Source organism: Herpetosiphonaceae bacterium (assembly GCA_036374795.1).
Lineage (GTDB): Bacteria > Chloroflexota > Chloroflexia > Chloroflexales > Kallotenuaceae > LB3-1.
Genome location: DASUTC010000116.1, coordinates 27,337 through 52,458, shown reverse-complemented (window position 1 = coordinate 52,458; position 25,122 = coordinate 27,337). Strand labels below are relative to the sequence as shown.

Genomic DNA, 25,122 nt, shown 5'->3' with positions numbered 1-25,122 from the left:
CCAGGCCGGTGACAAAACGGTGACAGGTATGAGTAGAACAAAGAACAAAGAACAGCCAGAGAACAAAGGAACAAAAGAACAAGGAAACAAGGGAACACACAAACAGTCGGCTAAGGAATGAGGTGTTGTGCTCTGCTCCTGGCTCTCAGCTCTTTCGAGTCGATCCTGGCGTAGCGCCGTTGCTTGCCGCGAGCACGTCGGCTGCGCTGCCGCGCTCTAGCTTCAGCATAGATCCAGGCGGTTCCAATCGCGGTTGTGTGGCGGTGACAAGTGGCTCCGCGCTGCCTGCGTTTCGATCTGGAACGATCGTGGTACGATACAGGCAGCGGGATGCGCCGCCGACGCGCCCGGAAGGAGGGAGCGAACGTTATGTCCCCGACGCCAATGTTCAGATCGATCGACGAGCTGCAATCCGCGCTGGCCGCGCACGCCTATGTCGCCGATCGCTCGCTGGCGACCGCCGTTTATCTGGCGCTGAAGCTCGGCAAGCCGCTGCTGCTTGAGGGCGAGGCCGGTGTCGGGAAGACCGAGATCGCCAAGGTGCTGGCGCGGCTGCTCGACACGCGGCTGATTCGTCTCCAATGCTACGAGGGCCTCGATGTCTCGACGGCGGTCTATGAGTGGAATTTTCCTCGCCAGATGCTCTATCTGCGCGCCGCCGAGCTTGAGGGCGAGTCCAAAGATCGCGCGATCCACGATATTTTCGGCCCCGATTTTCTGCTCAAACGTCCGCTGCTTCAGGCGATCGAGAGCAGCGCGGAGGAGCGACCGCCGGTGCTGCTGGTCGACGAGCTTGATCGGGCCGACGATGAGTTTGAGGCGTTTCTGCTTGAGGTGCTGAGCGATTTTCAGATCTCAATCCCTGAGATCGGCACGATCGCCGCCGCGCGACCACCCGTGGTGGTGCTGACCTCCAACCGCACCCGCGAGATCCACGACGCGCTCAAGCGCCGCTGCCTCTATCACTGGATCGACTATCCCTCGATCCAGAAAGAGATCGAGATCGTCCACGCGCGCGTGCCCGGCATCGACGAGCGGCTGAGCCGTCAGGTAGTGGCCTTCGTTCACGAGCTGCGCAAGATGGACCTGTATAAGCTGCCGGGGATCGCCGAGACGCTCGACTGGGTGGCCGCGCTGACGGCGCTCGACCGTACGGCGCTGGATGTCGAGACGGTCGACGATACGCTCGGCGCGATCCTCAAGTATCAGGATGACATCGAGGCGGTGCGTAAGCGTGGCCTGCCTGCGCTGGTGGAGCAGGCGGGGTAGGAGCCGTCAGGCCGGGGGCGGGTGCCCCCCACAGATTTCTCTTCCTCCCCATCGCCTGCGCAGCGGGAGAGGGGTGGCCCCGCAGGGCCGGGGTGAGGTCCTGCAACTCGAAACTTGGAACTTTGAGCTGACTATGATGCCATCTCCGCTCACCGAGCATCATCTGCTCGATCACCTGCTGGCCTTCGGGCGGCTGCTGCGCCAGTTTGGCGTGGCGATCAATCCCGGCCAGATGCTCGACTTGCTGGCTGCGCTGGAGCATGTCGAGATCGGGCGGCGCGATGATGTCTATCTCACCTGCCGCACGATCCTGATCCGGCGGCGCGAGGACCTGCCGCTCTTCGACGAAGCCTGGGAGTTTTTCTGGGCCATGCAGCGCCAGGGCAAGGGCGGCGGCGTTGCGCTGCCCGACAGCCGCGTCAAAGAGGTGCGCATCCCACGGCGTTTGCAGCGCGATCGGCCTGAGCGGGCACACGACGATGAGCGTCCGCGCGAGGAGCAGGAAGAGATCGAGATCCAGATGTCGTTCAGCCGGAGCGAGCATCTGCGGCACAAGGATTTTGCCCAGTTCAACGCCGATGAGATGGAGCAGGCCCGCGCGCTGATCGCGCAGCTCGCCTACCGTATGTCGCTGCGCCCGGTGCGGCGCTGGATCGGCGGCAACGGGCGGCGGATCGATGTGCGGCGGACGCTGCGCCACACGCTGCGCAGCGGCGGCGAGATGGTGATGCTCTGGCGTAAAACCCGCCGCCTCAAGCAGCGTCCGCTGGTCGTGCTCTGCGACATCAGCGGCTCGATGGATCGCTACAGCCGGATTCTGCTGCAATTCGTCCACACGATCAGCATGGGCCTGCGCGATGTCGAGACGTTCGTGTTCGGCACGCGGCTCACGCGGATCACGCGGATGCTTGAGCACAAAGACATCGACGAGGCCGTGCAGGCGGTCGGCAGCGCGGTGCAGGATTGGAGCGGCGGCACGCGCATCGGCGACGCGATCAAAGAGTTTAATTTCAAGTGGGGTCGGCGCGTGCTCGGACGGGGCGCGGTGGTGCTGCTGATCAGCGATGGCTGGGATCGCGGCGATCCTGAGCTGCTGGGCCGCGAGATCGCGCGGTTGCAGCGCACCTCGTACCGGCTGATCTGGCTCAATCCGCTGCTGGGCATGCCCGGCTACCAGCCGCTGACACGCGGCCTGCAAGCGGCGCTGCCGCACGTGGACGATTTTCTGCCGGTGCATAACCTGCATAGCCTGGAGCAGCTCGGCGCGAAGCTGGCCGACACGCTGCGGCGGTAGCGTCCCATCAAGAGCAGGGAATAAAGATCGACACGAGGCGACACATTGCGGTCGCCCCGTGTGTGTGAGGGGTGAGGGTGATAGCTTAGAGCGCGCCCTCGGACCACGGACCCCAGATCGCGAATGTCAGGCCGGGGTTCTGGATGTTGACAAACAGCGTCTCGCCGTCGGGGCTGAATGTGGCACCGGCGAACTCGTTGGCCGAGCCGTTGACGTATGCCAGATTTTGCGCGATGTCGAAGATTCGCCCATCCTGCGTCAGGCCGCGCACATACTGATCGCCGCGTCCGTCTTCGCACAGCACCAGACCACCGCGCGGGCTGACACACAGGTTGTCGGGCGCGTCCAGCACGTCGGCGCTCGGCGACTCGAAGAGCAGGATCAGTTGTCCGCCGGAGTTGCCGCGTGGACGATACTCCCAGACCTGGCCCAGCCGCCGATCGCCGCCGCTCGTCGCGTTCAAGAAGACGCTGCCGTTGCCGTACCAGCAGCCCTCCAGCCGGGCGAAGGTCGCCGCGCCCTGAGCGATGCCCTGCTGATACACCGCCAGCGGATTGAGGTCGGCGTTGGTCGGATCGGGATCGGAGATGTCGACCCATGTCACCGGCAGCGGCTTGCCCATGCGCTGGCCCTGGCGCGTATCGTAGCCGGGACGGTCTTTGATCGCCAGCATTTGCAAGCGACCGCCTGCCGCCAGGTTGCCCGGCTGATCGGGGATGAAGCGGTAGAACCCGGCGCTGATCTGATCCTCGGTTTCATAGACGATGCCGGTGTCGGGATCGACCGCAACCGCCTCGTGGACGAAGCGGCCCATCGCCCGCAGCGCCACACCCGGTGTCTGATCGTCGGCTGCCGTGCTGACCTCGAAGCAGTAGCCGTGCTCCTGGGCAAAGCCGCCGCCGAAGAGCCGACCGCCGGGTCCGAAGAGCTTGCGCCGACCCAGCGTGGTTTCCTCGCAGCTAATCCACGTGCCCCACGGCGTGGGACCGCCCGCGCAGTTGACGAGCGTGCCGCCCAGGCTGACAAAATCGCCGACAAGCGCGCGCGTCTGCGGATCGACGATCAGCGTCGTCGTGCCGCCGCCCGCCAGCGGATCGTACGCCTTCGACTGATCGCCCATGGCTACGCCAGGCGTGCCGATCGGATTGCGGATCTCGTGGTTGCGAACCAGCCGGACCTGGCCGTTGACGGGAAACGCGGCCATGCCATCGAACACGGGCGGCGTCGGCCTGCCGTTCGACATGATCGAGCCGGTGCGGCTGAGCACGGTGTACTCGAAGCCTTCAGGCAGCGCCAGCAGCACCTCGCCGGTATTCCTGGCGGGCCTGGGATAGACCGGCCCATAGCCGCCGCTGCCCTTGTCGGCCCGGCCCGCGCCATCATGCGGCGCGGCAAGCGCGCCACGAGCAATCAACCCTTCCAGCCCGAACAATGCGCCGCTGGCAATCGCAGTGCGCCGTAGAAACGTTCGTCGGTCGATGTTCGTCACGTGAAGCTCCCTTTTCCTAACATGATCGGACATATTGGCTAGCTTGGTCTGAACTTGTGCAACGTTCATCCGCAGCATGCAGGGAGGATGCTGGGCAGCGCTCCTCAGGTGGGCGAGCGGCGTGGAGTGGAGCGGTGGGATGGCGCGGTCGTTCAGCAAAGCTATCGTTGATTCCTGCCGCTCAGGATTATAGTAGCATAGAGTTAAGCTAAAGTTAAGATGGTGTAAAAAATGTCCTGCTCGAATTGCCGGATCTGCCTGTCACGTTTCGCCCGCGTCGTTCGTCTTCTTTGTATAAGGAGGAACGTATGACGTACCTACAACGAAAACGACGTATTCTGATCCTCGGCGGAGGATATGCTGGTTTGATCGCGGCGGCACGGAGCGCGCGTGCCGGATCGGCGGAGATAACGCTGGTGAATGCGCGGCCTGAGTTCGTGCAGCGGATTCGGCTGCATGAGGCGCTGGCGGGCTCGTCGCCGCGCACGCTGGCGCTCGCGCCCGCGCTGGCACGGCGCGGCGTTCGGTTCGTGCAGGGGTTTGTGGAGCAGCTACAGCCCGACCGGCAGCGGGTCGTTGGGCGTGATAGCGCGGGCAATCGCCTTGAGCTAGGCTACGACGAGCTGATCGTCGCGCTTGGCAGCCGCACCGCCGCGCCTACGCCGGATGTTGCGGCGCACACGGTTCGGCTCGACGATCAGGCGGCAGCGCAGGCCGCGTCCGAGCAGATCCGGCAGGTCGCGCGGCGCGGCGGGCGGGTGCTGATCGTCGGCGCGGGCCTGACCGGCATCGAGACGGCGGCGGAGCTGGCCGAGCGCTTTCCGACGCTGCGTGTCGGCCTGACGACGAATGGGCGGATCGGCGAGGGCTACTCCGCTGAAGGCGAGCATTATCTCCGCCAGCGATTGGCGCGGCTGGGCATCGAGGTCTGGGAGCAGACCCCGATCACGGGCGTCGAGCAGGGCCATGCCTGGACGGCGAGCGGCACGGTGCTCCCCTTCGATATGTGTGTATGGTGCGGCGGCTTCGAGGCACCGCCGCTGGCGCGTGAGGCCGGTCTTCAGGTCGACAGCGATGGCCGGGTCGTGGTCGATGCGGTGCTGCGGGCCGTCGATCAGCCCAACATCTTCGCAGTTGGCGACGCCGCGGCGATCACCGTGGGGGGGAAAACGATCCGCATGGCCTGTGCGAGCGCGCTGCCGATGGGCGGGCATGTCGGCGACAATATCCGGCGGCTGCTGCGCGGCGCGGAGCTGAAGCCCTTCGACCTGGGCTTTGCCGCCCGCTGCATTAGCCTGGGGCGACGCGATGGGCTGGTGCAGTGGACCACCCTCGACGACACTGCGCGGCCCAAGATCTGGACCCAGCGCCGCGCGGTGTACAGCAAGGAGCTGATTTGTCGGGCGACCTATACGATCGTGGCGCAGGAGCTACGGCTTGGCATTCCGCTCTATCACTGGGTGGGCAGCGGCAAGGCTCAGGGGGAGATCGGCCAGGCTGCGGGCAGAGCACAGGAGATCTCGGCATGATCGACGCGGATGGACCGGTCGGGGAGCGCCGCACGCCGGACACGGCGCTAGCGATGTTCGAGCGGGAGCGCCGTCGGCTCTTCGGCATCGCCTACCGGATGCTCGGCTCGGTAAGCGAGGCGGAAGATATTGTGCAGGATGCGTACGTGCGCTGGCATGCCGTCGCGCATGAGCGCGTCGAGAATGCGTCGGCGTTTCTGGTGCGGCTGGTCACGCGGCTCTGCATCGACGCGCTGAAGTCGGCGCGCAACCGGCGTACCGACTATGTCGGGCCGTGGCTGCCGGAGCCGTTCCTTGTCTCCGATGGGCACGCCGATCATCCGGCTGCGATGCTGGAGCTGGCCGACGATCTCTCGATGGCGTTTCTGCTGCTGCTGGAGCGGCTGACGCCGGTGGAGCGGGCGGTATTTCTGCTGCACGAGTCGTTTGGCTTCAGCTACGGCGAGATCGCGCAGGTGATCGGCAAGTCGGAGCAGAACTGTCGGCAGATCGCCCGCCGGGCTCGTCAGCACCTCGACACAGGGGGGCATCTTGCGCCCGCCGATCCGCAGGAGCACGATCTGCTGCTCCATCACTTTTTGCGTGCCACCCGCGACGGCGACGTGCAGGGCATGGTCCAGCTTCTGGCCCACGATGCTGTGCTCTACGCCGACAGCGGCGGCAAGGCGCTTGCCGCGCGCAACCCCATCAGCGGCGCGGATCATATCGCGCGCTACCTGATCGGGCTGGACCGCAAGTTCGTGGGACAGCTTGAGGTGCGGCTGGCGACGATCAACGGTCGGACCGGCATGCTGATCTATATCGACGGGCAGTTGCAGAATGTGGTCAGCCTGCTGATCGTCGATGGCAAGATCCAACGGCTATTTCTGGTCGTCAATCCCGACAAGCTGCCGCACGGCCCGTACGAGCGGCTGGCCGATTAAGATTGCGGTGGTTCAGGTCAAGCGCTGGCGGTCACACCGACCGCCAGCGCTTTGTACGTGGTCATGTGGCTCTATGCTGTCTAACGCTGTAAAATCTATGCGCGATTAGCTTGCAGGGACAATCGGTTGACGAACTGCACCGTGAGTCTGCTGCTTCAGCGGAAGACTACCCGGATCTCTCGCAGAGCGAGGCGAGGAGCCTGAAAGACCTTAGCGTATGCCAAACGGATCTCAACCGCTGCAATCTCCCACCGTGTCGATCGTCGAGCGTGTGCCGACTGTGGAGGAGTACCTGCGAGCGATCACGGCGGTCGGCTGGCGGCGGCGTGAGCAGCGCGCCGTCGAGCTAGCCCTGAGCAATTCGCTCTATGCCGTCTGCGCCCAGGCGGACGATCAAACCGTTGGCTTCGGGCGGGTGATCGGCGATGGCGGGCTGCACCTGTACCTGACCGATGTGGTGGTTGTGCCCGAATACCAGGGCCGTGGCATTGGCAGCCGCATCGTGGCGGCGCTGACCCGCTTCGTCGAGGCGATGCCGTATCGCAACCTGATCGTCGGCGTCATGCCAACGCCGGGCTTGCAGCGCTTCTACGAGCGACACGGGTACAAGGCTCAGCCACCCCATAGCCCGGCGATGTCCAAGTGGATCAACCGGAGCGACGAGTGAGCCGCGCTCGTGAAGGCGAGAAAGTTGCTAGATCACCGCGCTATGAAACCGACAAGTAACTGCCACACCTGGTGAAAGAGCTATGACACGTAGGCGAGCCGAGCACCACCCACCCGCGCGGCCCGAAGCGCTGCGCTACGAGGCGGAGGTTATTCCCGGCCTGGAAGCGATTGCCGCCGACGAGCTTCAGCGTCGGCTGCGGCGGCATGTGACGATCGAGGCGCAGGCTAAGGAGGGGCTGATTCCGATCCGCTACGGCGGCGATCCTGCCGCGCTGCTCGATCTGCAAACCGTGCTGGCGGTCTACGAGTGCCGCCGTTTCGCGGTGCCGCGTCCAAAGGCGCTGCTCGGACAGTCGTCGTTCGATACGCTGCTGAGGATGATCGCCGACGTGCGCGATCTGCATCCACGCGGCGCGTTCCGGACCTTTCGGATCAGCGCGGCAGGCCAGGAGTCGTCGGTGATGCTGCGGCTGCGCGACGAGATCGCGCGCGCTACGGGGCTAGCGTACACGCCCGAAGAAGGCGATCTGCTGCTGCGGCTGCGGCGCTCGCTGGGTGATGCCGAGGGCTGGGATGCCCTGCTGCGTCTGTCGCCGCGTCCGCTCTCGGTGCGTCCCTGGCGAGTCTGTAATCTGCCGGGCGCGCTCAACGCCTCGGTCGCCCATGCGATGGCGCTGCTGTCTCACCCGCATCCCGACGACACGGTGCTGAATCTCTGCTGCGGCTCCGGCTCGCTGCTGATCGAGCGGCTGCTGGCCGCGCCCGCGCGCATCGGCGTGGGCTGCGACATCGATCCGGCGGCGCTGGCGTGCGCTCGTGAAAACGTGGCGGCCAGCGATGTGCAGGCCATCCGGCTGGAAGCCTGGGACGCGGGCGATCTTCCCACGCCCGACGGATGGGTTGATGCGATCCTGGCGGACCTGCCCTTCGGCCAGCTGGTCGGCTCCCACGCGACGAATACTGTGCTCTATCCTCGCATTCTGCGTGAGGCCGCGCGCGTCACGATCGGCGGCGGCGTGTTCGTGGCGATCACGCAGGACATTCGGCTGTGGGAGGGACTGGTCGCGGATGCCGCCGCCGACTGGACGCTGGATCATGTGCTGCCGATCAAGCTGCCGTTCGGCGGCGGACATTTGCGTCCGCGCATCTACGTGCTGCGCCGCAAAGGCTGATGCCGGAAGCGCCAGAGAGCTGGCATATTTTTTGATATACGTGGCTCGGCCCGCAAACGCAGAGGAGATCGGATCAGAGATTCATGACACAGCAAGAAAGCGTATTTGCCCAGGAGGTCGGCGCTGGGCTGGACAAGCACGCGCTGCCCGCGTACGCGCCGATGCTGGCCGCGTATCATCGCGCGTGTGCCGCCGAGCTGCGCGCGATCGTGGGGGAGCTACCGCTGCGCGAGGGAGATCGCGTGCTCGACATGGCCTGCGGCGATGGCGTCTACTCGGTGTGGCTGGCGGAGCATGTCGGGGCGGATGGCCGCGTGATCGGCGTGGATATTGCGCCCGCGTACATCGAGGCGGCGCGCGAGCGGGTCCGCAGCAGCGCTGTCGCCGGGCGGATCGGCTTCGAGGTCGGGAGCATCGACGGACTGCCCTTCCCTGACGATCAGTTCGATCTGGTCTGGTGCGCGCACAGCCTGTACAGCCTGCCCGATCCGGTCGCCGCGCTGCGCGAGATGCGCCGCGTAGTGCGGCCTGGCGGCACGGTCGCCATTCTGGAGAACGACTCGGTGCATCATCTGCTGCTGCCGTGGCCCGCCGAGCTTGAGCTGACGGTGCGCAAGGCGCAGCTTGAGGCGCTCGAAGCGCAGACGCAGATGACCGGCAAGTTTTATATTGGCCGCAATCTGTGCAGCACGTTCGATATGGCTGAGCTGGCACGGTGCAGCATCAAGACCTACACGATCAACCGGGGAGCGCCGCTGAGCGACGACGAGCGAACGTTTCTCCAGGGCTATCTCACCGATCTGCGCCAGCGCGCGGAGCGCTACCTCGAACCGGCGGCCCGCGAGGCGTTCGATATGCTGATCGATCCTCGCTCCGAGGTGTATCTGCTCGATCGCCCCGACTTTTTCATGAGCGTGCTTGAGATCGTCGCGTGCGGGAAGAAGGTCTAACCTTTGGACACAGGCACGGTGGGCGGTGCTACGATAACCCATCGTTTTAGAGGGTGATAGCTTCCGTAGGGGCATATTGCAATACGCCCCCACCAGATTTTCGATGCTCACATGTCTGGATCGATCACGCGCCGACGACGGGCTGGCGTAGCGCTTCGGCGACGAGCGCCGCGCAGCGCTCGCCGCTGGTTATCGCGCCGTTAATGCTGCTGGCTTCGGTCCACTCGGCGGCGACGAACAGGCCCGGCTGCTCGGTGCGATTATCCGGCAGCGTGCCGAAGATGCCGGGCGGCTGCCGAAACTGCGCGTAGCGAATGCGATATACGCGCAGCGGGAAGTAGCCCAGCAGCGCCTGAAGCGCCGCCTGATCGCCCGCAAACATACGCCGCAGATCGCGCATGACCTCAAGCGCCAGTTGTCCGTCGTCCATGTCGGGCACGTCCAGCACGGTCGCGCTCAAGAGGTGGCGCTCCGGCGGCGTGTAGCCCGGCACGACGTTGCTCAACTGCTGGGCGTTGTTCACAAACGCATCCGATGCGGCGTTGAGCACGATCTTACGGCTGGTGTAGAGCGGCTCCAGGCCAGCGAAATAGACGGCGGCGGTTTGAAGCGCTCCCTGCGGCGTAGCCAGGTCGGCGAGCTGCGCGGCACTCGGCGCGTCCGTCGCCAGCACGACAGCATCGGCCCGCAGCTCCTCGCCGTCGTCCAGCCGCACGCCGGTGACACGACCGCCCTCCCGCAGCAGCGCGACGACCCGCGTGTTGCAGCGGATCTGCTCCGCTGATCGGAGCGGCGCTGCAAGCTGCCTGGTGATCGCGCCGATCCCGGCGGCGGGCAGCGTGGTCCTGCCGCTCGCCAGCATCCGAAAGTAGAAGCGAAACGCAGCGGCGGTCGTGCTCAGGTCGCGCGTGAGGAAGATGCCGCCGAAGAAGGGGCGGAAGAAGCGGTCGATCGTCCGCTCGCTAAAGCCCTCGGCGCGCAGATACTCCAGCGTGCTCTGTGTATCCGGCTCGGCGTCCTGATCCGTCTCAGCGCCGCGCAGCGTGAGCGCCAGCCGCAGCGTGCGCAGCTTGTCGGCGGGCGGGATCGCCAGCGTGAGCGCCGCACGCGACACGTCGCGCCAGTTTCGATCGCGCAGCGGATCGGTTAGAACCGTCTGCTGGCCGCTGTAGCTGATGATCGCGCCGGGCTCGAACGGGCGCAGATCGAGCGCCGCCAGGTCCAGGTTACGCCGCACGGCAGGATAGGCATCGAAGAGCACCTGAAAGCCTCGATCAAGCGTGAAGCCCTCGACGCGATCCGAGCGTACGCGCCCGCCGACGTCGTCCGAGGCTTCGAGCACAGTGACAGGTATCTGCTGCTGGTGCAGGTGCCGGGCGCAGGTCAGCCCTGCAAGACCGGCCCCGACGATCAAAACGCGCATCGCTGTTGCTCCTTCCGTTCACCTACGATCTATGATACGCGATTCCGACGAGCGCAAAATACCTTCCCGCCTGACGAGTCGTTTTCTGCTCATCGCCTGCTCACGCGCCTTGACAATGGCTTAACGTTTGGCATACACTCTAGGCGCTTCGAGAGGAACTATGCCGCAGCGCCGGATCAAGCCGATCGTGACGGTGGCGCTGGCGATTGAGGAGCCGAGCCGCAGATGAGCGCGCTCTAGGGCGCGCTCGCCAGGAGAGGGGCAGGAATCATGCATCCGCGTATCATCGATGAACTCCGCGCGATCGTCGGGACTCATGGCTTGATCGCCGAGCCTGAGCAGTTGCGGACCTACGAGTGCGATGGCCTGACGAACTTGCGGGTGGTGCCCTCGGCGGTGGTGCTGCCCGCGTCGGGCGAGCACTTGCAGGCGGTGGTGCGCGTCTGCCACCGCGAGCGCATCCCATTCGTGGCGCGCGGCTCCGGCACCGGCCTCAGCGGCGGCGCGCTGCCGGTCGAGGGCGGCGTGGTGATCAGCCTGTCCCGCCTGAATCGCATCCTTGAGGTCGATATTCCCAACGCGCGAGTCGTGGTCGAGCCGGGCGTGATCAACCTCGACGTGACGGAGCGCGTGGCTCCGTTTGGCTATTTTTACGCGCCAGATCCGTCATCACAGTCGGTCTGCACGATCGGCGGGAACGTCGCGGAAAACTCAGGCGGCGCGCACTGCCTCAAGTACGGCTTCACCGCGAATCATGTGCTGGGCCTGAAGCTGGTGCTGCCCGACGGCGAGATCGTCCAGCTTGGCGGCAAGACGCTCGATCCGCCCGGCTACGATCTCATGGGCGTCTTCGTCGGCTCCGAGGGCACGCTCGGCATCGCCACCGAGATCACGCTGCGCGTCGTCAAGCGACCGGAGGTGGTGCAAACGCTGCTGGCGGCGTTTCACTCGACCGACGAGGCGGGCGCTGCCGTGAGCGAGATCATCGCCGCCGGGATCTTGCCCGCCGCGATCGAGATGATGGACGCGCTGAGCATCCAGGCGGCTGAGGCCGCCGTCCACGCGGGCTATCCCCAGTGCGACGCCCTGCTGCTGGTGGAGCTGGACGGTCCCGCCGCCGAGGTCGCGCTGTCGATGGAGCGCGTCACCGAGATCTGTCGCGGATGTGGCGCGTGGGAGATCCGCCTGGCGCAATCCGAGGCCGAGCGGATGGTCGTCTGGAAGGGCCGCAAAGCCGCCTTCGCCGCGATGGGCCGGGTCGCGCCCGACTACATCGTGCAGGATGGCGTGATCCCGCGCACGGCCTTGCCGCGCGTGCTGCGCGAGATCCGGCAGCTCAGCGAGGCAGCCGGGCTGCGCGTCGCGAATGTGTTTCACGCGGGTGACGGCAACCTGCATCCGCTGGTGCTCTACGATCGCAGCGTGCCCGGCCAGGAGCACATCGCCGAGACGCTGGCCTTCGACATCATCAAGCTATGCGTGCAGGCGGGCGGCTCGATCACCGGCGAGCATGGCGTTGGTCGCGAGAAGCAGAAGTATATGTCCACGATGTACGCCGAGCCCGATCTCGACACGATGCAACTGGTGCGCTGCGCCTTCGACCCGCAGCATCTCGCCAATCCCGACAAAGTCTTCCCGCGACCCCGGCTCTGCGCCGAAAAACAGGGCCGCTACGAGCCGCATCCGCTCGAACAGGCAGGCGTGGCGGAGTTGTTCTGAGCGCAGGAACAAGGGACCAAGAAGAACAAAGAACAAAGGGATAAGAACCAAGAACCGGAAACTCAGAACTCGAAACTCGCATAAGGAGCAGAGAGCGCCGATGATGGTAGACGCCGAAACGTTGCAAGCCGATCTGCGCGCGCTTGTGGGAGCGGAGCACGTGCGTCCGGCGACGGCTGCCGACGCGATCGACGGCGTACCGGCGCAGGTGGTAGTCGAGCCGGGCGACGCGGCGGAGGTCGCGGCGGTGCTGCGCCTTGCCAGAGATGCAGGATTATCTGTCGCGCCGCGCGGCGGCGGCTCCAAGCTGGGCTGGGGTAATCCACCACGGCGCGTCGATCTGATCCTTTCAACTCGTCGTCTCGATCGGGTGGTGGAGCACGCCTGGGCCGATATGACCGCCACGGTGCAGGCGGGCTGTACGGTGGCGCAGCTTCAGCGCGTGCTGGCCGAGCATGGTCAGCGGCTAGCGCTCGATCCGCTCTGGCCCGCTACGGCGACGATCGGCGGCATCCTGGCGACCAACGACAGCGGCGCGCTGCGGGCGCGCTTCGGCACGCTGCGCGATCTCGTGCTGGGCGTGACGATCGCGCTGCCGGATGGGACGCTGGCCCGCAGCGGCGGGAAGGTGGTCAAAAACGTGGCGGGCTACGATCTGCCCAAGCTGATGACGGGCGCGCTCGGCACGCTGGGCGTGATCACCGAGGCCACGTTTCGGCTCTACCCGCTGCCGTCGCATGTGTCCTGTGTGCGCCTGAGCGCATCCGAGGTGAGCGCGCTTCACCCGGTGCTGCTGCGCGTCCTCGATTCGACGCTGGCACCGAGCGGCGTGCAGCTCCACGCGCGGCAGGGCGCAGCGCCCGCGCTCGATCTCCGCTTCGAGGGCATCGCCGCCGCGCTCGACGCGCAGCTAGAGCAGCTCGCGCGGCTTGCGCCCGGCATCGCCTCCCAGCCGCTCGCTCCCGAAGCCTGGCCGACCGCCGAGCCGCTGTGGGACGACGCGGATCTGGCGCTGATCTGCAAAGCGAGCGTGCTGCCCGCGCAGCTTGACGCGCTGGTGCAGACGATTCGGCGCGTGTCGGCTCCGCTGCGGCTATCGTGGGAGCTGCTCGCGCAGGCAGCGGGCGTGGGCTGGCTGCGGCTTGCGGCCACGAACGAGCAGGCGCTGCTGGCGGCGCTGAGCATCCTGCGGGCCGAAGTCGGACGGTTGCATGGCTCGCTCGCGGCGCTCCATGCGCCGTCTGCCGTGAAAGCGCGCTTGGATGTGTGGGGCGCGGATGAAAGCGCGCTGCCGCTGATGCGGCGTGTCAAAGAGCAGTTCGATCCGCAGCGCGTGCTTAACCCAGGACGTTTTGTAGGAGGCATCTGATGGCGCAGGCCGTGAGCGAAGATACCCGCAGCCCGATCAGCATCTTCGACGAGTTTCATCCGCCGTCGCCGGAGCTGATCGACGACTGTGTCCACTGCGGCTTTTGCCTGCCGACCTGTCCGACGTATCTGCTGTGGGGCGAGGAGATGGACTCGCCGCGCGGGCGGATCTATTTGATGAAGCTCGGCAACGAGGGCAGGGCCGCGCTGACCGATACGTATGTGAGCCATTTCGATCAATGTCTGGGCTGCATGGCCTGCCTGACAGCCTGCCCGTCGGGCGTGCAGTACGACAAGCTGATCGAGGCCACGCGCGCGCAGATCGAGCGCAACTATCCACGCTCGCTGCCCGACAAGCTCTTTCGGCGGATGCTGTTTGCGCTCTTTCCGTATCCCAACCGGCTGCGCGTGCTGGCCGCGCCGCTGTGGCTCTATCAGGCGTCGGGGCTGCGGCAGGTCGTCCAGCGATCGGGCGTGTTGAATGTGCTTCCCGCGCGGCTCAAGGCGATGGAGACGCTCCTGCCGCCGATCTCGCTCGGCGCGCTGCGCGCCAACGTGCCGCCGCGCACCGCCGCGAATGGCACGCGCAGGCGGCGGGTTGGGCTGCTGCTGGGCTGCGTGCAGCGTGTCTTTTTCGGCGATGTCAACGCCGCGACCGCTCGGGTGCTGGCCGCCGAAGGCTGCGAGGTCGTCGCGCCGCCGGAGCAGGGCTGCTGTGGCGCGCTGATGGTCCATGCCGGGCAGGAGCAGGGCGCGCTCGATCTGGCGCGGCGGATGATCGACGTGTGGGAGCGCGCCGATGTGGATACGATCGTGATCAACGCGGCGGGCTGCGGCTCGACGCTCAAGGAGTATGGCTACCTGCTGCGCGACGATCCGGCCTACGCCGAGCGGGCCAGAACGTTCGCCGCCAGGTGCAAAGATATTTCCGAGGTGCTGGCGGACTTGGAGCCGCGCGCGCCGCGCCATCCGCTGCATCTGCGCGTGGCCTACCACGACGCCTGCCATTTGCAGCACGCGCAGGGCGTGCGCGCCGCGCCGCGTACGGTCTTAGGCACGATCCCCGGCCTTGAGATCTGTGAGATCCCCGAAGCGGCGATCTGCTGCGGCTCGGCGGGCGTTTACAATCTGGTGGAGCCGGAGCCAGCCCAGCAGCTCGCCGACCGCAAGGTGCAGCATGTGCTCTCAACCGGGGCAGAGCTGCTGGCGACGAGCAATCCCGGCTGTTTGCTGCAAATCATGAACGGCTTGCGGCGCGCGGGCCGTCCCATGCCTGCGGTTCATCCCGTCGAGCTGCTCGACGCCTCAATTCGCGGCGTGCTGCCGGCGGCTCTGGCGCGGCGCTAGCATAGCACATAGTGCGACAGGCTCCCATCCGTCGATGGGAGCTTTTTTGGTGGGTAAATAACCACCTGCGATGACCAAATATTCACGATGCGCTCGCCGCTCGCTCCTACACTATACGTAACGTGGTACGGAGCAGGGTGTAGGTAGACGACCATCACCTCGATACCACAAGGAGGAAGATCATGCGAACGCGGATTATTATTGTAGCCGCTGTGGCATTTGTCGGTTTTTACCTTTTCCGCCTGGGCACGGCTTCGGAGACGCTCGGCGGTGGGATGCAGGCGCTGGCACTGCTGGCAGGGCTGGTGCTGTTTGTCGGCTCAGGATGGTGGCTGATGCGCGATTACGACCCGCGCCAGGACACCATCGCGGTTCGCAATCCCACCATCACCCATTTTCTCTTCGAGAGTCCGCGCTCGGCACCGCTCTGGCTTGGCGCGCGTGTGTACCTGGGCTATGAGTGGTTCGATGCCGGGCGGCACAAGATCATCGATCCTAAGTGGATGGAGGGCACGTCGCTCAGGGCCTACTGGGAGCGAGCCGCAAGCATTCCCGAACAGGGCCGTCCGCCCGTGACGTACGACTGGTATCGCGACTTCTTGCAGGGGCTGCTCAACGGCGGTCATGAGACGTGGTTTGCTCCGCTGGTTGCCTTTGGAGAGCTGCTGGTAGGCGTTGCGCTGATCGTCGGCGCGCTCGTGGGCGTCGCAGCCTTCTTCGGCGCGTTGATGAATATGAGCTTCATGCTGGCAGGCTCCGCATCGACCAACCCGCTGCTCTTCACGCTCGCGATTGGGTTGATCCTGGCCTGGAAAGTGGCCGGATACATCGGCGTCGATCGGTTCTTGCTGCCGGTCCTTGGCGCTCCGTGGAGCCCCGGCACGTTCTTCCAGAGGCCACAGGCTGGCGTCACCACATGACCGAAACACGCTAAGCGCGCATCTCTACAGCTCGCCAGCCCCGGCGTCATCCGACAACGCCGGGGCTGGTGTTGTTGCGCGCCACGCAGGCATCGTCGATCGCGCTGCTTACGGCTGGATTGTCGTTTTATCCGCAGCCGTTTATACTTGTCCCCCGCGACGAGGCCGCTGCTGCCGACCATCGTGTGTGCCAGCGGATGGCCCGGCAGATAATCGGCAGCCGCCATCCACGCCTGTACTCAAGGATCGAGCTATGCTGATACGGATTAAAAATACGCTCCACGCGCCGGATCGATGGAGCCGAATTCGAGATTTTCTGCTTGCAACGCTGCTGTTCAGGCTGCCGGTCGGGCTGCGTAAGCGGGTTTTTGGCGGCGAGCAGCACTATTGCCCGCTGTGTCGGAGCAGCGTTCGCCGCTTCCTGGCGCTGCATCGTCCGTATCATGCCTGGTGCCCGATCTGCCGATCGTTGCAGCGTCACCGCTGGGTCTGGCTTTGCTTGCAGACCCAGGCTGATCTGCTGCGCTCGGAGCGCAGGCGGCTGCTGCATATCGCGCCGGAGCCTGCGCTGGCGGCGAAGTTCAAGGCGCTGCCGCACATCGAGTACGTGAGCGCCGATCTCTACGATCCACAGGCGATGATCACCATGGACCTGTGCGCCATTCCTGCCGCCGCCAGCAGCTTCGATCTAGTCTACTGTAGCCATGTGCTGGAGCACGTGCCCGATGATCGGCAGGCGATGCGTGAGCTGTATCGCGTTCTGGCGAGCACGGGACAGGCGATCATCCTGGTGCCGATTTTTGGGGAGCAGACCTTTGAAGATCCATCGATCACCGACCCGATCGAGCGCGAAAAGCTCTTCGGGCAGCACGATCATGTGCGGCGCTACGGGCACGACTTCAGCGATCGGCTGGCCGAGGCGGGCTTCGATGTGTTCTCGATCAGGCCGGAGGATCTGGTCAGCGCCGCCGAGATCGAGCGGATGGGGCTTTCGCACGGCGAGGCGATCTTCTTCTGTCGGCGGTAGATCGTCGCTCTGGTGGCGATCGGCGTTGAGCTGGCGCTGAAAGAGCTTGCGGGCGTCAATATTCCCGAACTGCTCCAGTTTGCGATCTCAGCGGCGATTCTCGGATCGGTGTTTGTGATGGGCCGTATCGTTCGACCGCTTCCGGTGTATACCCAGTCGATGTGGCTCTGTAAGTTCCTGGGCTAGTCCAGGCAGCGCGAGGATCGACGCCGAATTGCTACTACCGATGCATCGTGATACACTCACATCCGTCGTACAGTCTGCGGATGTGAGTTTTGCTAGGTGTGGCATGAGTAAGAAGCAGGACAATCTTGATCATCTGGTCGATGCGATGCCGGATCAGACGCTCGATCCGGCTAGGTCGGCAGCGCTCCAGGGCACAGGCCGGAGTATGCTACGGCTGAGGATTACGCCGAAGTATGCCGCTGGCATGGATACTCCCGTGCCGCTCTATAAAATCCTCCGCATCATCTTTGCCACCCTGGACCGCAAGCGTGAGCATATCCTGGTGCTTGCCCTGGATGAGGCGCGCGACATCATCGGCTATGAGACGATCGTATCCCGCAGCCGGGATTGCGCGGCTCTCGATGCCACGGCGATTTTTCGCAAGATCGTGGTGCTGCGCGCGATGGGCGTGGTCGTCGCACACAGCCACTTGTCGGAGCAGCTCGATCCCTCCGAGGGCGACGCGCTGATCACCGCCAGGCTGATGGACGGCTGTCGCAAGCTCGATGTCGAGCTGCTCGATCATATTATCTACACCCAGAAGGGCTACACCTCGCTGCGGGAGGTCGCCCCACATTTGTTTGCCTAGCGATGGTGATCGAAGCAGGGGACGCACGCCCCCTGCTCGTCCGTTGCCGCTGCGCTAGCGCAGAATCACGTAATCCGTTGACCAGCGGTTTGAGTTCAAAGTTCGAGTTGCAGGCCCTCTCCCACGGCAGTGGGAGAAGGGAGCCGTTGGTGCTCGGCCCTTGGTTCTCGCTTTAGTCGCTTGTTCTTGCGATCCCTTGCTCTTTCGTCGCTCGCTAGCGCCCGTGCTCTTGCTCGATCGTGCCACGCCAGCCGCCAGTCTCATGCCCGCGCGACTCGATGAACTTCTTGAAGCGCTCAAGATCGCCCTCAACGCGGCGCTCCACAAAGCCGAGCGCGCTGCCGACGTTTTCGACCACGCCCTGGGGATCGTAGTCGAGCTGCAACATCACGCGCGTCTTGTTATCGTCGAGGTGGTGGAACGTGACCACACCGGCGTTGCGTGCGCCCGTCGTGTTCGTCCAGGCCACGCGCATATCCGGCTCTTGCTCCGTGATCACCGCGTCCCACTCTTCTTCCTTGCCCGCGATATTCGCGCGCCAGTGCAGGCGCTTATCATCGAGCTGCTTGACCTCCTGCACGCCTTCCATGAATTTTGGAAACTCCTCGAACTGGGTCCACTGGTTGTAGGCTGCGCGCACCGGCACATTCACGTCGATCGATTTTTCAATGTTCGCCATACCTCATCCCTCCAGCTAATGGTTTAGATATGGCAAATCATGTGCAAAAGCTGTGCCATGAGTTCGTAAGGCGTGGCGGTGTGGCGTGCCCTCGCCAGCGCTCTGGAAGATCATCAAAATCATTAAACCCGTGCAGCCCTTACTACCGGGGATAAAGAGGTTAGCAGGGAGAGTTACCAAATGCATATTGTCGTGTGGGTTGCGCTCCACTATAGTGCGATGTGCCATACCGACCGAATACCATCCCCCTCCATGCTGCCCTGATGCTTGTATCGAAAAGGAGGACGTGGCTTTAGCGCCACGTGCTACGATGAGTTACCCTTCCCTACCACCAACAGACGAAGACGTCGACCTGCTGCGGCAGCGCATCGATGAGCTGGAGCGGGCGTTATCGAAGTATCAGGATATTGCCGCCAGGCTGCGCGCGAGCGAAGCAATGCGCACACGTGCCGAGGATCGCTTCCGCAGGCTGATCGAGTCCGCCCCGGATGCGATCATTATCACCGACCAGGCAGGATTTATGCTGCTGGTCAACCATCAGGTCGAGGATCTCTTCGGGTATGATCGAAACGAGCTGCTCGATCAGTCGGTCGATATACTGCTGCCTGAGCGGTTCCACAAGCGGCATGTCACTCATCGCAGCAACTATGTCTCAGATCCGCACCTCCGCCCGATGGGCTTTGACCTGGATCTCGTCGGTCGGCGCAAGGACGGCAGCGAGTTTCCGATCGAGATCAGCTTGAGCCCGCTGGAAAGCGAGGACTCTATACAGATTATTTGCAGTGTTCGTGATATTACCGTCCGCAAACGGGCTGAGGAGGAGCGCCAGCGGCTCCAGAACGAGATGATTCAGGTGCAGGAGGCTACGCTGCGCGAGCTGTCCACGCCGCTGATCCCGATCAGCGATCAGGTGGTAGTCATGCCGCTGATCGGCGCGATCGACTCGCGGCGGGCACAGCAGATCGTCGAGACGCTGCTGGAGGGTGTCTCCGAGCGCCGTGCCGAGACGGCGCTGATCGACATCACGGGCGTGTCGGTGGTCGATACGCAGGTTGCAAATATTCTGGTCCAGGCTGCGCAGGCGGTGCAGTTGCTCGGCGCGCGCGCGGTGCTCACCGGCATTCGTCCGGAGATCGCGCAGATTCTGGTCAGCCTGGGAGTTGATCTCGGCACCCTGGAGACGCGCGCCGATCTTCAGAGCGGCATCGCCTACGCCGTCGAGCAGTTCCGAGGCGGCAGCGGGCTGCGATTCAAAGTCCGCCCGTAAGGTTGCAGACGATCGCCGCGCATGGTGTATACTCTGCTGTCAAGCGAGATCACCGTGAGGAGAGACGATCGTGACGAATACGCAACCGCGCCGTACGGAGCTGGCGGTGCCGGGCAGCAACCCCAGGTTTATCGCCAAAGCGCTCACGACCAGCGCCGATCTGGTTTTTCTGGATCTTGAAGACTCGGTCGCGCCCGACCAGCGACCGCAGGCGCGTCAGCAGATCATCAAAGCGCTCAACGAGAACGACTGGGGCGGCAAAATTCGCGCCGTGCGGGTCAACGCGACGACCTCGCAGTGGTTCTACGACGATCTGATCACGGTGGTCGAGGGCGCGGGGCACAATCTCGACGTGGTCGTTCTGCCCAAGGTCAACCTGCCGGGCGATGTCTATATGCTCGATATGCTGCTGAGCCAGATCGAGATGAAGCAAGGCTTGACCCGTCCCATCGCGATCGAAGCGCAGATCGAGAGCGCGCAGGGCATGGCCCATGTCGAGCAGATCGCCACGGCGAGCCGCCGCCTGGCGGCGCTGATCTTCGGGCCGGGCGATTTCGCGGCGTCGATCGGCGCTCCCATGCTGACGATCGGCGAGCATGTGACGCAGTATCCGGGGCATATCTGGCACGCCGCGCTGAGCCGGATGGTCGTCGCGGCCAAGGCTGCCGGGCTGGAGGCGATCGACGGGCCGTACGGCGTGTACACCGACGCCGAGGGTCTTAAGACGAGCGCGATGCTGGCGCGTATGCTCGGCTGCGACGGCAAGTGGGCGATCCATCCCGGTCAGATCGAGCCGATCAACACGATCTTCTCGCCCACGGAGCAGGAGTTGGCCCGCGCGCAGCAGATCCACGATCGCTACCAGCAGGCGCTAGGCGGCGAGTCGCGCGGCGCGGTGTCGCTGGACGGCGATCTGATCGACGCGGCCTCGCTCAAAATGGCCGAGCGCGTGCTGGCAAAAGGCCGTGCGGCGGGCCGGGGGCGATAAAGAAACCAGGACTTACGCAGTGGCCGCATTGTCTTCGGCAGAGCGGTACGGCATTGGTCAAGGTTGTGTTGTGTGCCACAGCAGCGAATCTTCCTTGCTGCCGCAGGCTAAAAGCCGCTCCAAGAACAGTTTTTTTGCGTAACTCCTGCAAAGAACAAGACGAGAACCACCAACCAAGCGCTGAGAGCTGAATAAAAGAACACGAGCACAAAAGAACAAAACGTTCAACCTCCTTGCTCCTTTGTTTCCTTGCGCTCCGGACCTCTGAATTCCTGGAAAAGCAAGCGGGCGGCATTCGTCTCAACGAATGTCGTCTTTATGCTACAATTCGCCCTCATGACGGCTTCTTATTCTTATGATCCGGCGGGCACCGAGCCCTTTCCAAATACCGGCACCTTGATGATGATCGGCGGTGCGGAAGATAAAGTCGGCAATCGCACGATTCTCCGCCGGTTTGTCGAGCTGGCGGGTGGCACGAATAGCCACATCGCGATTATCGCTACGGCCTCGGAGATTTACGAGCTTGTCTCGCAGATCTACGAGCGCATCTTCCTTGAGCTGGGCGCGGCGAAGGTCTATGTGCTCAAGCTCTACTCGCGCGAGCAGTGCTGCGACGAGTCGATGCTCGCGCCGATCGCCGATGCGACCGGCATTTTTCTGACCGGCGGCAATCAGCTCAAGCTGATGACGATCCTGGGGGGCACGCCCGCCGCGACGCGCATCCGCCGCGCCTACCGTGGCGGCTGTGTGGTCGCGGGCACCAGCGCGGGAGCCTCCGCCGTCTGCCAGCATATGATGGCCTACGGCCTGAGCGGCATCACGCCCCGCAAATCGATGATGCACTTCGCGCCGGGGCTGGGCCTGATCAACCGGCTGCTGGTCGATCAGCACTTTGGCGCGCGTGGCCGCACCGGGCGGCTGGTGACAGCCCTGGCGCACAACCCCTACCTGCTGGGCGTTGGCCTCGACGAAGACACCGCGATCGAAGTCGATGGGCAGCGCATGATGACCGTGATTGGCCGAGGCTCGGTCACAGTTGTCGACGGCACCGACATGAGCTATAACGACATCTACCGCATCTCGGATCACGCGCCGCTGGCGATCCACAACATGCGCTTCCATCTGCTCACTCATGGCTATCAATTTGATATAACACACCGCGATCCTGTAATCCCGGCGACGCCGCCACTGCCGTTCGAGGCGGGTCTGTACGCCGAAGGCGAGGGTATTTGAGTGGCAGGCAGACAAAGGAGCAAACAAAGAACAACGGAACAACGAGATCAGAGCTTAGGGATCACGCATCGGGGCCGGAGGCTCAAAGTTCTGAGTTCCCGGTTCTTGGTGTGCCGGGTGCCCATGCCGGGGTACCATGCCCAAAGGGCACCCGGTCTGGCACTCGGTTCTTTGTTTGCCCAGAGGGCGCCCGTTCTTTGTTCTTCGTTTATTGAGGTGCTTCCATGCGTGTCCTTGAAACGCGAGTCTATCGTGGCCCGAATCCGTACGGCTACCGCCCGGTCATTCGCTTTAAGCTCGATCTGGGACAGCTCGAAGACTATCCCTCCAGCAAGCTCGGCACGTTCAACGACCGGCTGCTTGAGCTGATCCCGACGCTGCACGAGCACGGCTGCTCCTACGGTGAGGCCGGCGGCTTTGTACGTCGGCTGCGTGAGGGGACGTGGATCGGCCATATCTCCGAGCATATCGCGCTGGAGCTGCAATCGCTGGCGGGCACGCCCGTGACCTACGGCAAGACCCGCAGCAGCGGCGAGGCCGAAGGAATCTACTACGTCGTCTACTCGTACATCGAGGAGCGCGTGGGCCTGCTGGCGGCTCGTCTGGCGCTACGGCTGATCAATCATCTGCTGCCGCCGGAGCTTCAGGGCGTGCAGGGCCTCGATCTGCTCACGCCCGACCGCGTCGCGGGAGTGCTGGAGCCGGACGCGCCACTTGATTTCAAAGCCGAGCTTGAGGATCTGATCCGGCTGGCGGAGCGGCTGGCGCTCGGCCCGACGACCGGAGCGCTGGTCGAGGAGGCGCGTCGCCGTGGTATTCCGGCGATCCGCCTCGACGATCATAGCCTGGTGCAGTTGGGCTACGGCAAGCACCAGAAGCGCATCCGCGCCAGCGTCACCGGCCATACCTCGAACATCGCCGTCGAGACGGCCAGCGACAAAGAGCTGACGAATCGGCTGCTGGATGATGTTGGTCTGCCGGTGCCGCGTAACATCGTCGTCCGCTCCGCCGACGAAGCGGTCGCCGCCGCCGAGCGCATCGGCTATCCAGTCGTCACCAAGCCGCTCGATGTAAGCCACGGGCGCGGCGTGTCGCTCAACCTGCACGACGCCGATCAGGTGCGCTGGGGCTATGAGCAGGCGGCACAGTACCGCTCGAAGGTGCTGGTCGAGCGCTATCTGCGCGGCAAGGACTATCGCGTGCTGGTGATCAACGATCAGGTCGTGGCGGTCGCCGAGCGCGTTCCCGCGCACGTCAAAGGCGATGGCAAGCACACGATCGCCGAGCTGATCGCGATCGTCAACCGCGATCCCCGGCGCGGCATCGGCCACGAGAAGGTGCTGACGCGCATCACGGTCAACGATCAGGCCGAGCGGCTGCTGGAGCATGCGGGCTACACGCTCGATACCGTGCTGCCTGCGGGCGAGGTCTTCTACCTGCGCTCGACGGCGAATATTTCCACGGGCGGCACCGCGATCGATCGGACCAACGAGATCCACTACGACAACATCGAGATCGCACGTCGTGCCGCGCGCGTGATCGGCCTGGACATCGCGGGCATCGACATTATCTCGCCGGATATTTCCGCGCCGCTGCGGGAGAGCGGCGGTGGGATCGTCGAGGTCAACGCCGGGCCGGGCTTTCGGATGCATCTTCAGCCCTCCGAGGGCACGCCGCGCAACGTCGCCAGGCCGGTGATCGACATGCTCTTCCCGCCGACCGCGCCGAGCCGCATTCCGGTCGTGGCGATCACCGGCACCAACGGCAAAACGACGACCTCGCGGATGGTCGCGCATATGCTCAAGATGCACGGCCTGCGCACGGGCCTGACCACGACCGACGGAATCTATATCGACGGCGAGCTGTACATGCGCGGCGATCTGACCGGGCCGTGGAGCGCGCGCATGGCGCTTAAAGACCCAACGATCGAGGCGGCGGTGCTGGAGACGGCGCGCGGCGGTATTCTGCGCGAGGGCCTGGGCTTCGACCGCTGCGATGTCGGCGCGGTGCTCAACGTGCAGGCCGATCACCTGGGGCTGCGCGGCGTCGAGACGCTCGAAGATCTGGCGCGGATCAAGTCGCTGGTGGTAGAGGTAGTGCAGAAGAACGGCACCAGCGTGCTCAACGCCGACGATCCGCTGACCGTGGGCATGCGCGAGCAGGCGGGTGGCCGGATCGCCTATTTCTCGATGCACGGCGGCGACGACGGACCTGAGCATCTGCGCGAGCACATCGCCGAGGGTGGCGTCGCGGTGGTGCTTCAGCAGGGCGTGCGCGGCGAGATGATCGCGATCTACGACGAGGAGCAGTATATTCCGCTGCTCTGGACGCATCTGATCCCGGCGACGCTTGAGGGCAAGGCTCGCGTCAACGTGGCGAATGCGCTGGCGGCGACCGCAATCGCCTACTCGCTGGAGGTGCCAGTCGAGACGATTCGCCAGGCGCTGCGCACGTTCACCACGTCGTTCTACCAGACGCCCGGACGGCTCAACATTTTCGATGAGCATCCGTTCCGCGTGATCATGGACTACGGCCATAATCCGGCGGCGCTTGAGCCGATGGTCGATCTTGTGGCGAAGCTGCGGCCAAACCACAAGCAGGTGATCGGCGTGCTCTCCGGCGCGGGCGACCGCCGCGATCAAGATCTGATCCGGCTGGGCGAGCTTGGCGCGCGCATGTTCGATCGGCTGATTATCAAGCAGGATAACAGCCTGCGCGGGCGGCGCTCCGGCGAGACGGCGGAGCTGGTCAAGCAGGGCGCGCTCAACGGCGGGCTGCCGGAAGCGCAGATCACGACGATCCTGCCGGAGCTAGAGGCTGTCGACCACGCGCTGCGGCAGGCCCGGCCAAACGATCTGGTGGTGATCTTCGCCGATCAGGTGACGCCGGTCTGGAAGCGGATCATCTATTTCAACCGCGATCCGCAGAAGTTTAGCGGCCCGCCCGTCGAAGGCGCTGAAGGAATCTGACGATCAGGCGGCTGAGGGTGCTCGGCGATACGGGTCAGTCGTAGGCCAGGAATCATAAACACGAGACGACGGC

Annotated in this window: 21 protein-coding genes; 18 read left to right on the top strand and 3 right to left on the bottom strand. The window is 64.5% G+C overall.

Annotated elements, in window-relative coordinates; genetic code table 11:
* Positions 1-369: 369 nt before the first annotated feature.
* Together VFZ66_07875 and VFZ66_07870 are read left to right on the top strand one after the other, a co-directional pair.
* Positions 370-1,269 (top strand): MoxR family ATPase, encoded by a 900-nt coding sequence (locus tag VFZ66_07875; protein HEX6289094.1) that lies wholly within the window; start codon positions 370-372, stop codon positions 1,267-1,269.
* Positions 1,270-1,402: 133 nt separating this feature from the next.
* Positions 1,403-2,563 (top strand): VWA domain-containing protein, encoded by a 1,161-nt coding sequence (locus tag VFZ66_07870; protein ID HEX6289093.1) that lies wholly within the window; start codon positions 1,403-1,405, stop codon positions 2,561-2,563.
* Between the two features lie 85 nt (positions 2,564-2,648).
* Here the strand turns inward: VFZ66_07870 and VFZ66_07865 are convergent, their stop codons facing one another.
* Positions 2,649-4,052 carry an alkaline phosphatase PhoX gene (locus VFZ66_07865; GenBank protein ID HEX6289092.1) on the bottom strand — a complete coding sequence of 468 codons (1,404 nt, stop codon included), beginning with the start codon at positions 4,050-4,052 and terminating at the stop codon, positions 2,649-2,651.
* 308 nt (positions 4,053-4,360) lie between these two features.
* Between VFZ66_07865 and VFZ66_07860 the strand changes: the two genes are divergently transcribed.
* The 5 genes from VFZ66_07860 (at position 4,361) to VFZ66_07840 (ending at position 9,295) form a co-directional block, all read left to right on the top strand.
* The gene (locus tag VFZ66_07860) at positions 4,361-5,581 is read left to right on the top strand and encodes an FAD-dependent oxidoreductase (protein ID HEX6289091.1); all 1,221 of its coding nucleotides are present in this window, start codon (positions 4,361-4,363) and stop codon (positions 5,579-5,581) included.
* On the top strand, positions 5,578-6,504 hold the full coding sequence (locus VFZ66_07855) for an RNA polymerase sigma-70 factor (protein HEX6289090.1): 927 nt from the start codon (positions 5,578-5,580) through the stop codon (positions 6,502-6,504). Before VFZ66_07860 ends, VFZ66_07855 begins: the two co-directional genes overlap by 4 nt.
* 217 nt (positions 6,505-6,721) lie before the next feature.
* Positions 6,722-7,171 (top strand): GNAT family N-acetyltransferase, encoded by a 450-nt coding sequence (locus tag VFZ66_07850; protein ID HEX6289089.1) that lies wholly within the window; start codon positions 6,722-6,724, stop codon positions 7,169-7,171.
* A gap of 82 nt (positions 7,172-7,253) precedes the next feature.
* Positions 7,254-8,345, top strand: coding sequence for a methyltransferase domain-containing protein (locus tag VFZ66_07845; protein HEX6289088.1), 1,092 nt, complete (start codon positions 7,254-7,256; stop codon positions 8,343-8,345).
* A gap of 83 nt (positions 8,346-8,428) precedes the next feature.
* Positions 8,429-9,295 carry a methyltransferase domain-containing protein gene (locus VFZ66_07840; GenBank protein ID HEX6289087.1) on the top strand — a complete coding sequence of 289 codons (867 nt, stop codon included), beginning with the start codon at positions 8,429-8,431 and terminating at the stop codon, positions 9,293-9,295.
* Between the two features lie 124 nt (positions 9,296-9,419).
* Here VFZ66_07840 and VFZ66_07835 read toward each other — a convergent pair whose 3' ends face one another.
* Positions 9,420-10,718 carry an NAD(P)/FAD-dependent oxidoreductase gene (locus VFZ66_07835; GenBank protein HEX6289086.1) on the bottom strand — a complete coding sequence of 433 codons (1,299 nt, stop codon included), beginning with the start codon at positions 10,716-10,718 and terminating at the stop codon, positions 9,420-9,422.
* 270 nt (positions 10,719-10,988) lie between these two features.
* Between VFZ66_07835 and VFZ66_07830 the strand changes: the two genes are divergently transcribed.
* The 7 genes from VFZ66_07830 (at position 10,989) to VFZ66_07800 (ending at position 17,913) form a co-directional block, all read left to right on the top strand.
* On the top strand, positions 10,989-12,437 hold the full coding sequence (locus tag VFZ66_07830) for an FAD-linked oxidase C-terminal domain-containing protein (GenBank protein HEX6289085.1): 1,449 nt from the start codon (positions 10,989-10,991) through the stop codon (positions 12,435-12,437).
* A 100-nt stretch (positions 12,438-12,537) separates the two neighbouring features.
* Positions 12,538-13,806 (top strand): FAD-binding oxidoreductase, encoded by a 1,269-nt coding sequence (locus VFZ66_07825; GenBank protein HEX6289084.1) that lies wholly within the window; start codon positions 12,538-12,540, stop codon positions 13,804-13,806.
* The gene (glcF, locus tag VFZ66_07820) at positions 13,806-15,152 is read left to right on the top strand and encodes a glycolate oxidase subunit GlcF (protein ID HEX6289083.1); all 1,347 of its coding nucleotides are present in this window, start codon (positions 13,806-13,808) and stop codon (positions 15,150-15,152) included. The genes VFZ66_07825 and glcF overlap by 1 nt, the downstream gene beginning before the upstream one ends.
* 182 nt (positions 15,153-15,334) lie before the next feature.
* On the top strand, positions 15,335-16,072 hold the full coding sequence (locus VFZ66_07815) for a hypothetical protein (protein HEX6289082.1): 738 nt from the start codon (positions 15,335-15,337) through the stop codon (positions 16,070-16,072).
* Positions 16,073-16,325: 253 nt separating this feature from the next.
* Positions 16,326-17,099: a methyltransferase domain-containing protein gene (locus VFZ66_07810; GenBank protein ID HEX6289081.1), complete on the top strand. Its 774-nt coding sequence runs from the start codon at positions 16,326-16,328 to the stop codon at positions 17,097-17,099.
* A 12-nt stretch (positions 17,100-17,111) separates the two neighbouring features.
* A complete protein-coding gene (locus tag VFZ66_07805) occupies positions 17,112-17,285 on the top strand; it encodes a hypothetical protein (GenBank protein HEX6289080.1) in 174 nt (57 codons plus the stop codon).
* Between the two features lie 103 nt (positions 17,286-17,388).
* A complete protein-coding gene (locus tag VFZ66_07800) occupies positions 17,389-17,913 on the top strand; it encodes a JAB domain-containing protein (GenBank protein HEX6289079.1) in 525 nt (174 codons plus the stop codon).
* 214 nt (positions 17,914-18,127) lie between these two features.
* Here the strand turns inward: VFZ66_07800 and VFZ66_07795 are convergent, their stop codons facing one another.
* The gene (locus VFZ66_07795) at positions 18,128-18,592 is read right to left on the bottom strand and encodes an SRPBCC family protein (GenBank protein HEX6289078.1); all 465 of its coding nucleotides are present in this window, start codon (positions 18,590-18,592) and stop codon (positions 18,128-18,130) included.
* A 310-nt stretch (positions 18,593-18,902) separates the two neighbouring features.
* Between VFZ66_07795 and VFZ66_07790 the strand changes: the two genes are divergently transcribed.
* From VFZ66_07790 to cphA, 4 genes are all read left to right on the top strand, one after another.
* The gene (locus VFZ66_07790; protein ID HEX6289077.1) at positions 18,903-19,859 is read left to right on the top strand and encodes a PAS domain S-box protein; all 957 of its coding nucleotides are present in this window, start codon (positions 18,903-18,905) and stop codon (positions 19,857-19,859) included.
* Positions 19,860-19,929: 70 nt separating this feature from the next.
* A complete protein-coding gene (locus VFZ66_07785) occupies positions 19,930-20,847 on the top strand; it encodes a CoA ester lyase (GenBank protein HEX6289076.1) in 918 nt (305 codons plus the stop codon).
* Between the two features lie 399 nt (positions 20,848-21,246).
* The gene (locus VFZ66_07780) at positions 21,247-22,080 is read left to right on the top strand and encodes a cyanophycinase (GenBank protein ID HEX6289075.1); all 834 of its coding nucleotides are present in this window, start codon (positions 21,247-21,249) and stop codon (positions 22,078-22,080) included.
* 224 nt (positions 22,081-22,304) lie between these two features.
* Positions 22,305-25,049 carry a cyanophycin synthetase gene (gene cphA / locus VFZ66_07775; protein ID HEX6289074.1) on the top strand — a complete coding sequence of 915 codons (2,745 nt, stop codon included), beginning with the start codon at positions 22,305-22,307 and terminating at the stop codon, positions 25,047-25,049.
* The last annotated feature ends 73 nt before the right edge of the window (positions 25,050-25,122 follow it).

Coding starts and splice junctions, on each gene's coding strand:
- VFZ66_07870 (HEX6289093.1), top strand. CDS start 1,403: ATGATGCCATCTCCGCTCACCGAGCATCATCTGCTCGATCACCTGCTG.
- VFZ66_07830 (HEX6289085.1), top strand. CDS start 10,989: ATGCATCCGCGTATCATCGATGAACTCCGCGCGATCGTCGGGACTCAT.
- VFZ66_07800 (HEX6289079.1), top strand. CDS start 17,389: ATGAGTAAGAAGCAGGACAATCTTGATCATCTGGTCGATGCGATGCCG.
- VFZ66_07875 (HEX6289094.1), top strand. CDS start 370: ATGTCCCCGACGCCAATGTTCAGATCGATCGACGAGCTGCAATCCGCG.
- VFZ66_07835 (HEX6289086.1), bottom strand. CDS start 10,718: ATGCGCGTTTTGATCGTCGGGGCCGGTCTTGCAGGGCTGACCTGCGCC.
- glcF (HEX6289083.1), top strand. CDS start 13,806: ATGGCGCAGGCCGTGAGCGAAGATACCCGCAGCCCGATCAGCATCTTC.
- VFZ66_07860 (HEX6289091.1), top strand. CDS start 4,361: ATGACGTACCTACAACGAAAACGACGTATTCTGATCCTCGGCGGAGGA.
- VFZ66_07790 (HEX6289077.1), top strand. CDS start 18,903: ATGAGTTACCCTTCCCTACCACCAACAGACGAAGACGTCGACCTGCTG.
- VFZ66_07850 (HEX6289089.1), top strand. CDS start 6,722: ATGCCAAACGGATCTCAACCGCTGCAATCTCCCACCGTGTCGATCGTC.
- VFZ66_07815 (HEX6289082.1), top strand. CDS start 15,335: ATGCGAACGCGGATTATTATTGTAGCCGCTGTGGCATTTGTCGGTTTT.
- VFZ66_07825 (HEX6289084.1), top strand. CDS start 12,538: ATGATGGTAGACGCCGAAACGTTGCAAGCCGATCTGCGCGCGCTTGTG.
- VFZ66_07855 (HEX6289090.1), top strand. CDS start 5,578: ATGATCGACGCGGATGGACCGGTCGGGGAGCGCCGCACGCCGGACACG.
- VFZ66_07810 (HEX6289081.1), top strand. CDS start 16,326: ATGCTGATACGGATTAAAAATACGCTCCACGCGCCGGATCGATGGAGC.
- VFZ66_07780 (HEX6289075.1), top strand. CDS start 21,247: ATGATGATCGGCGGTGCGGAAGATAAAGTCGGCAATCGCACGATTCTC.
- cphA (HEX6289074.1), top strand. CDS start 22,305: ATGCGTGTCCTTGAAACGCGAGTCTATCGTGGCCCGAATCCGTACGGC.
- VFZ66_07840 (HEX6289087.1), top strand. CDS start 8,429: ATGACACAGCAAGAAAGCGTATTTGCCCAGGAGGTCGGCGCTGGGCTG.
- VFZ66_07795 (HEX6289078.1), bottom strand. CDS start 18,592: ATGGCGAACATTGAAAAATCGATCGACGTGAATGTGCCGGTGCGCGCA.
- VFZ66_07845 (HEX6289088.1), top strand. CDS start 7,254: ATGACACGTAGGCGAGCCGAGCACCACCCACCCGCGCGGCCCGAAGCG.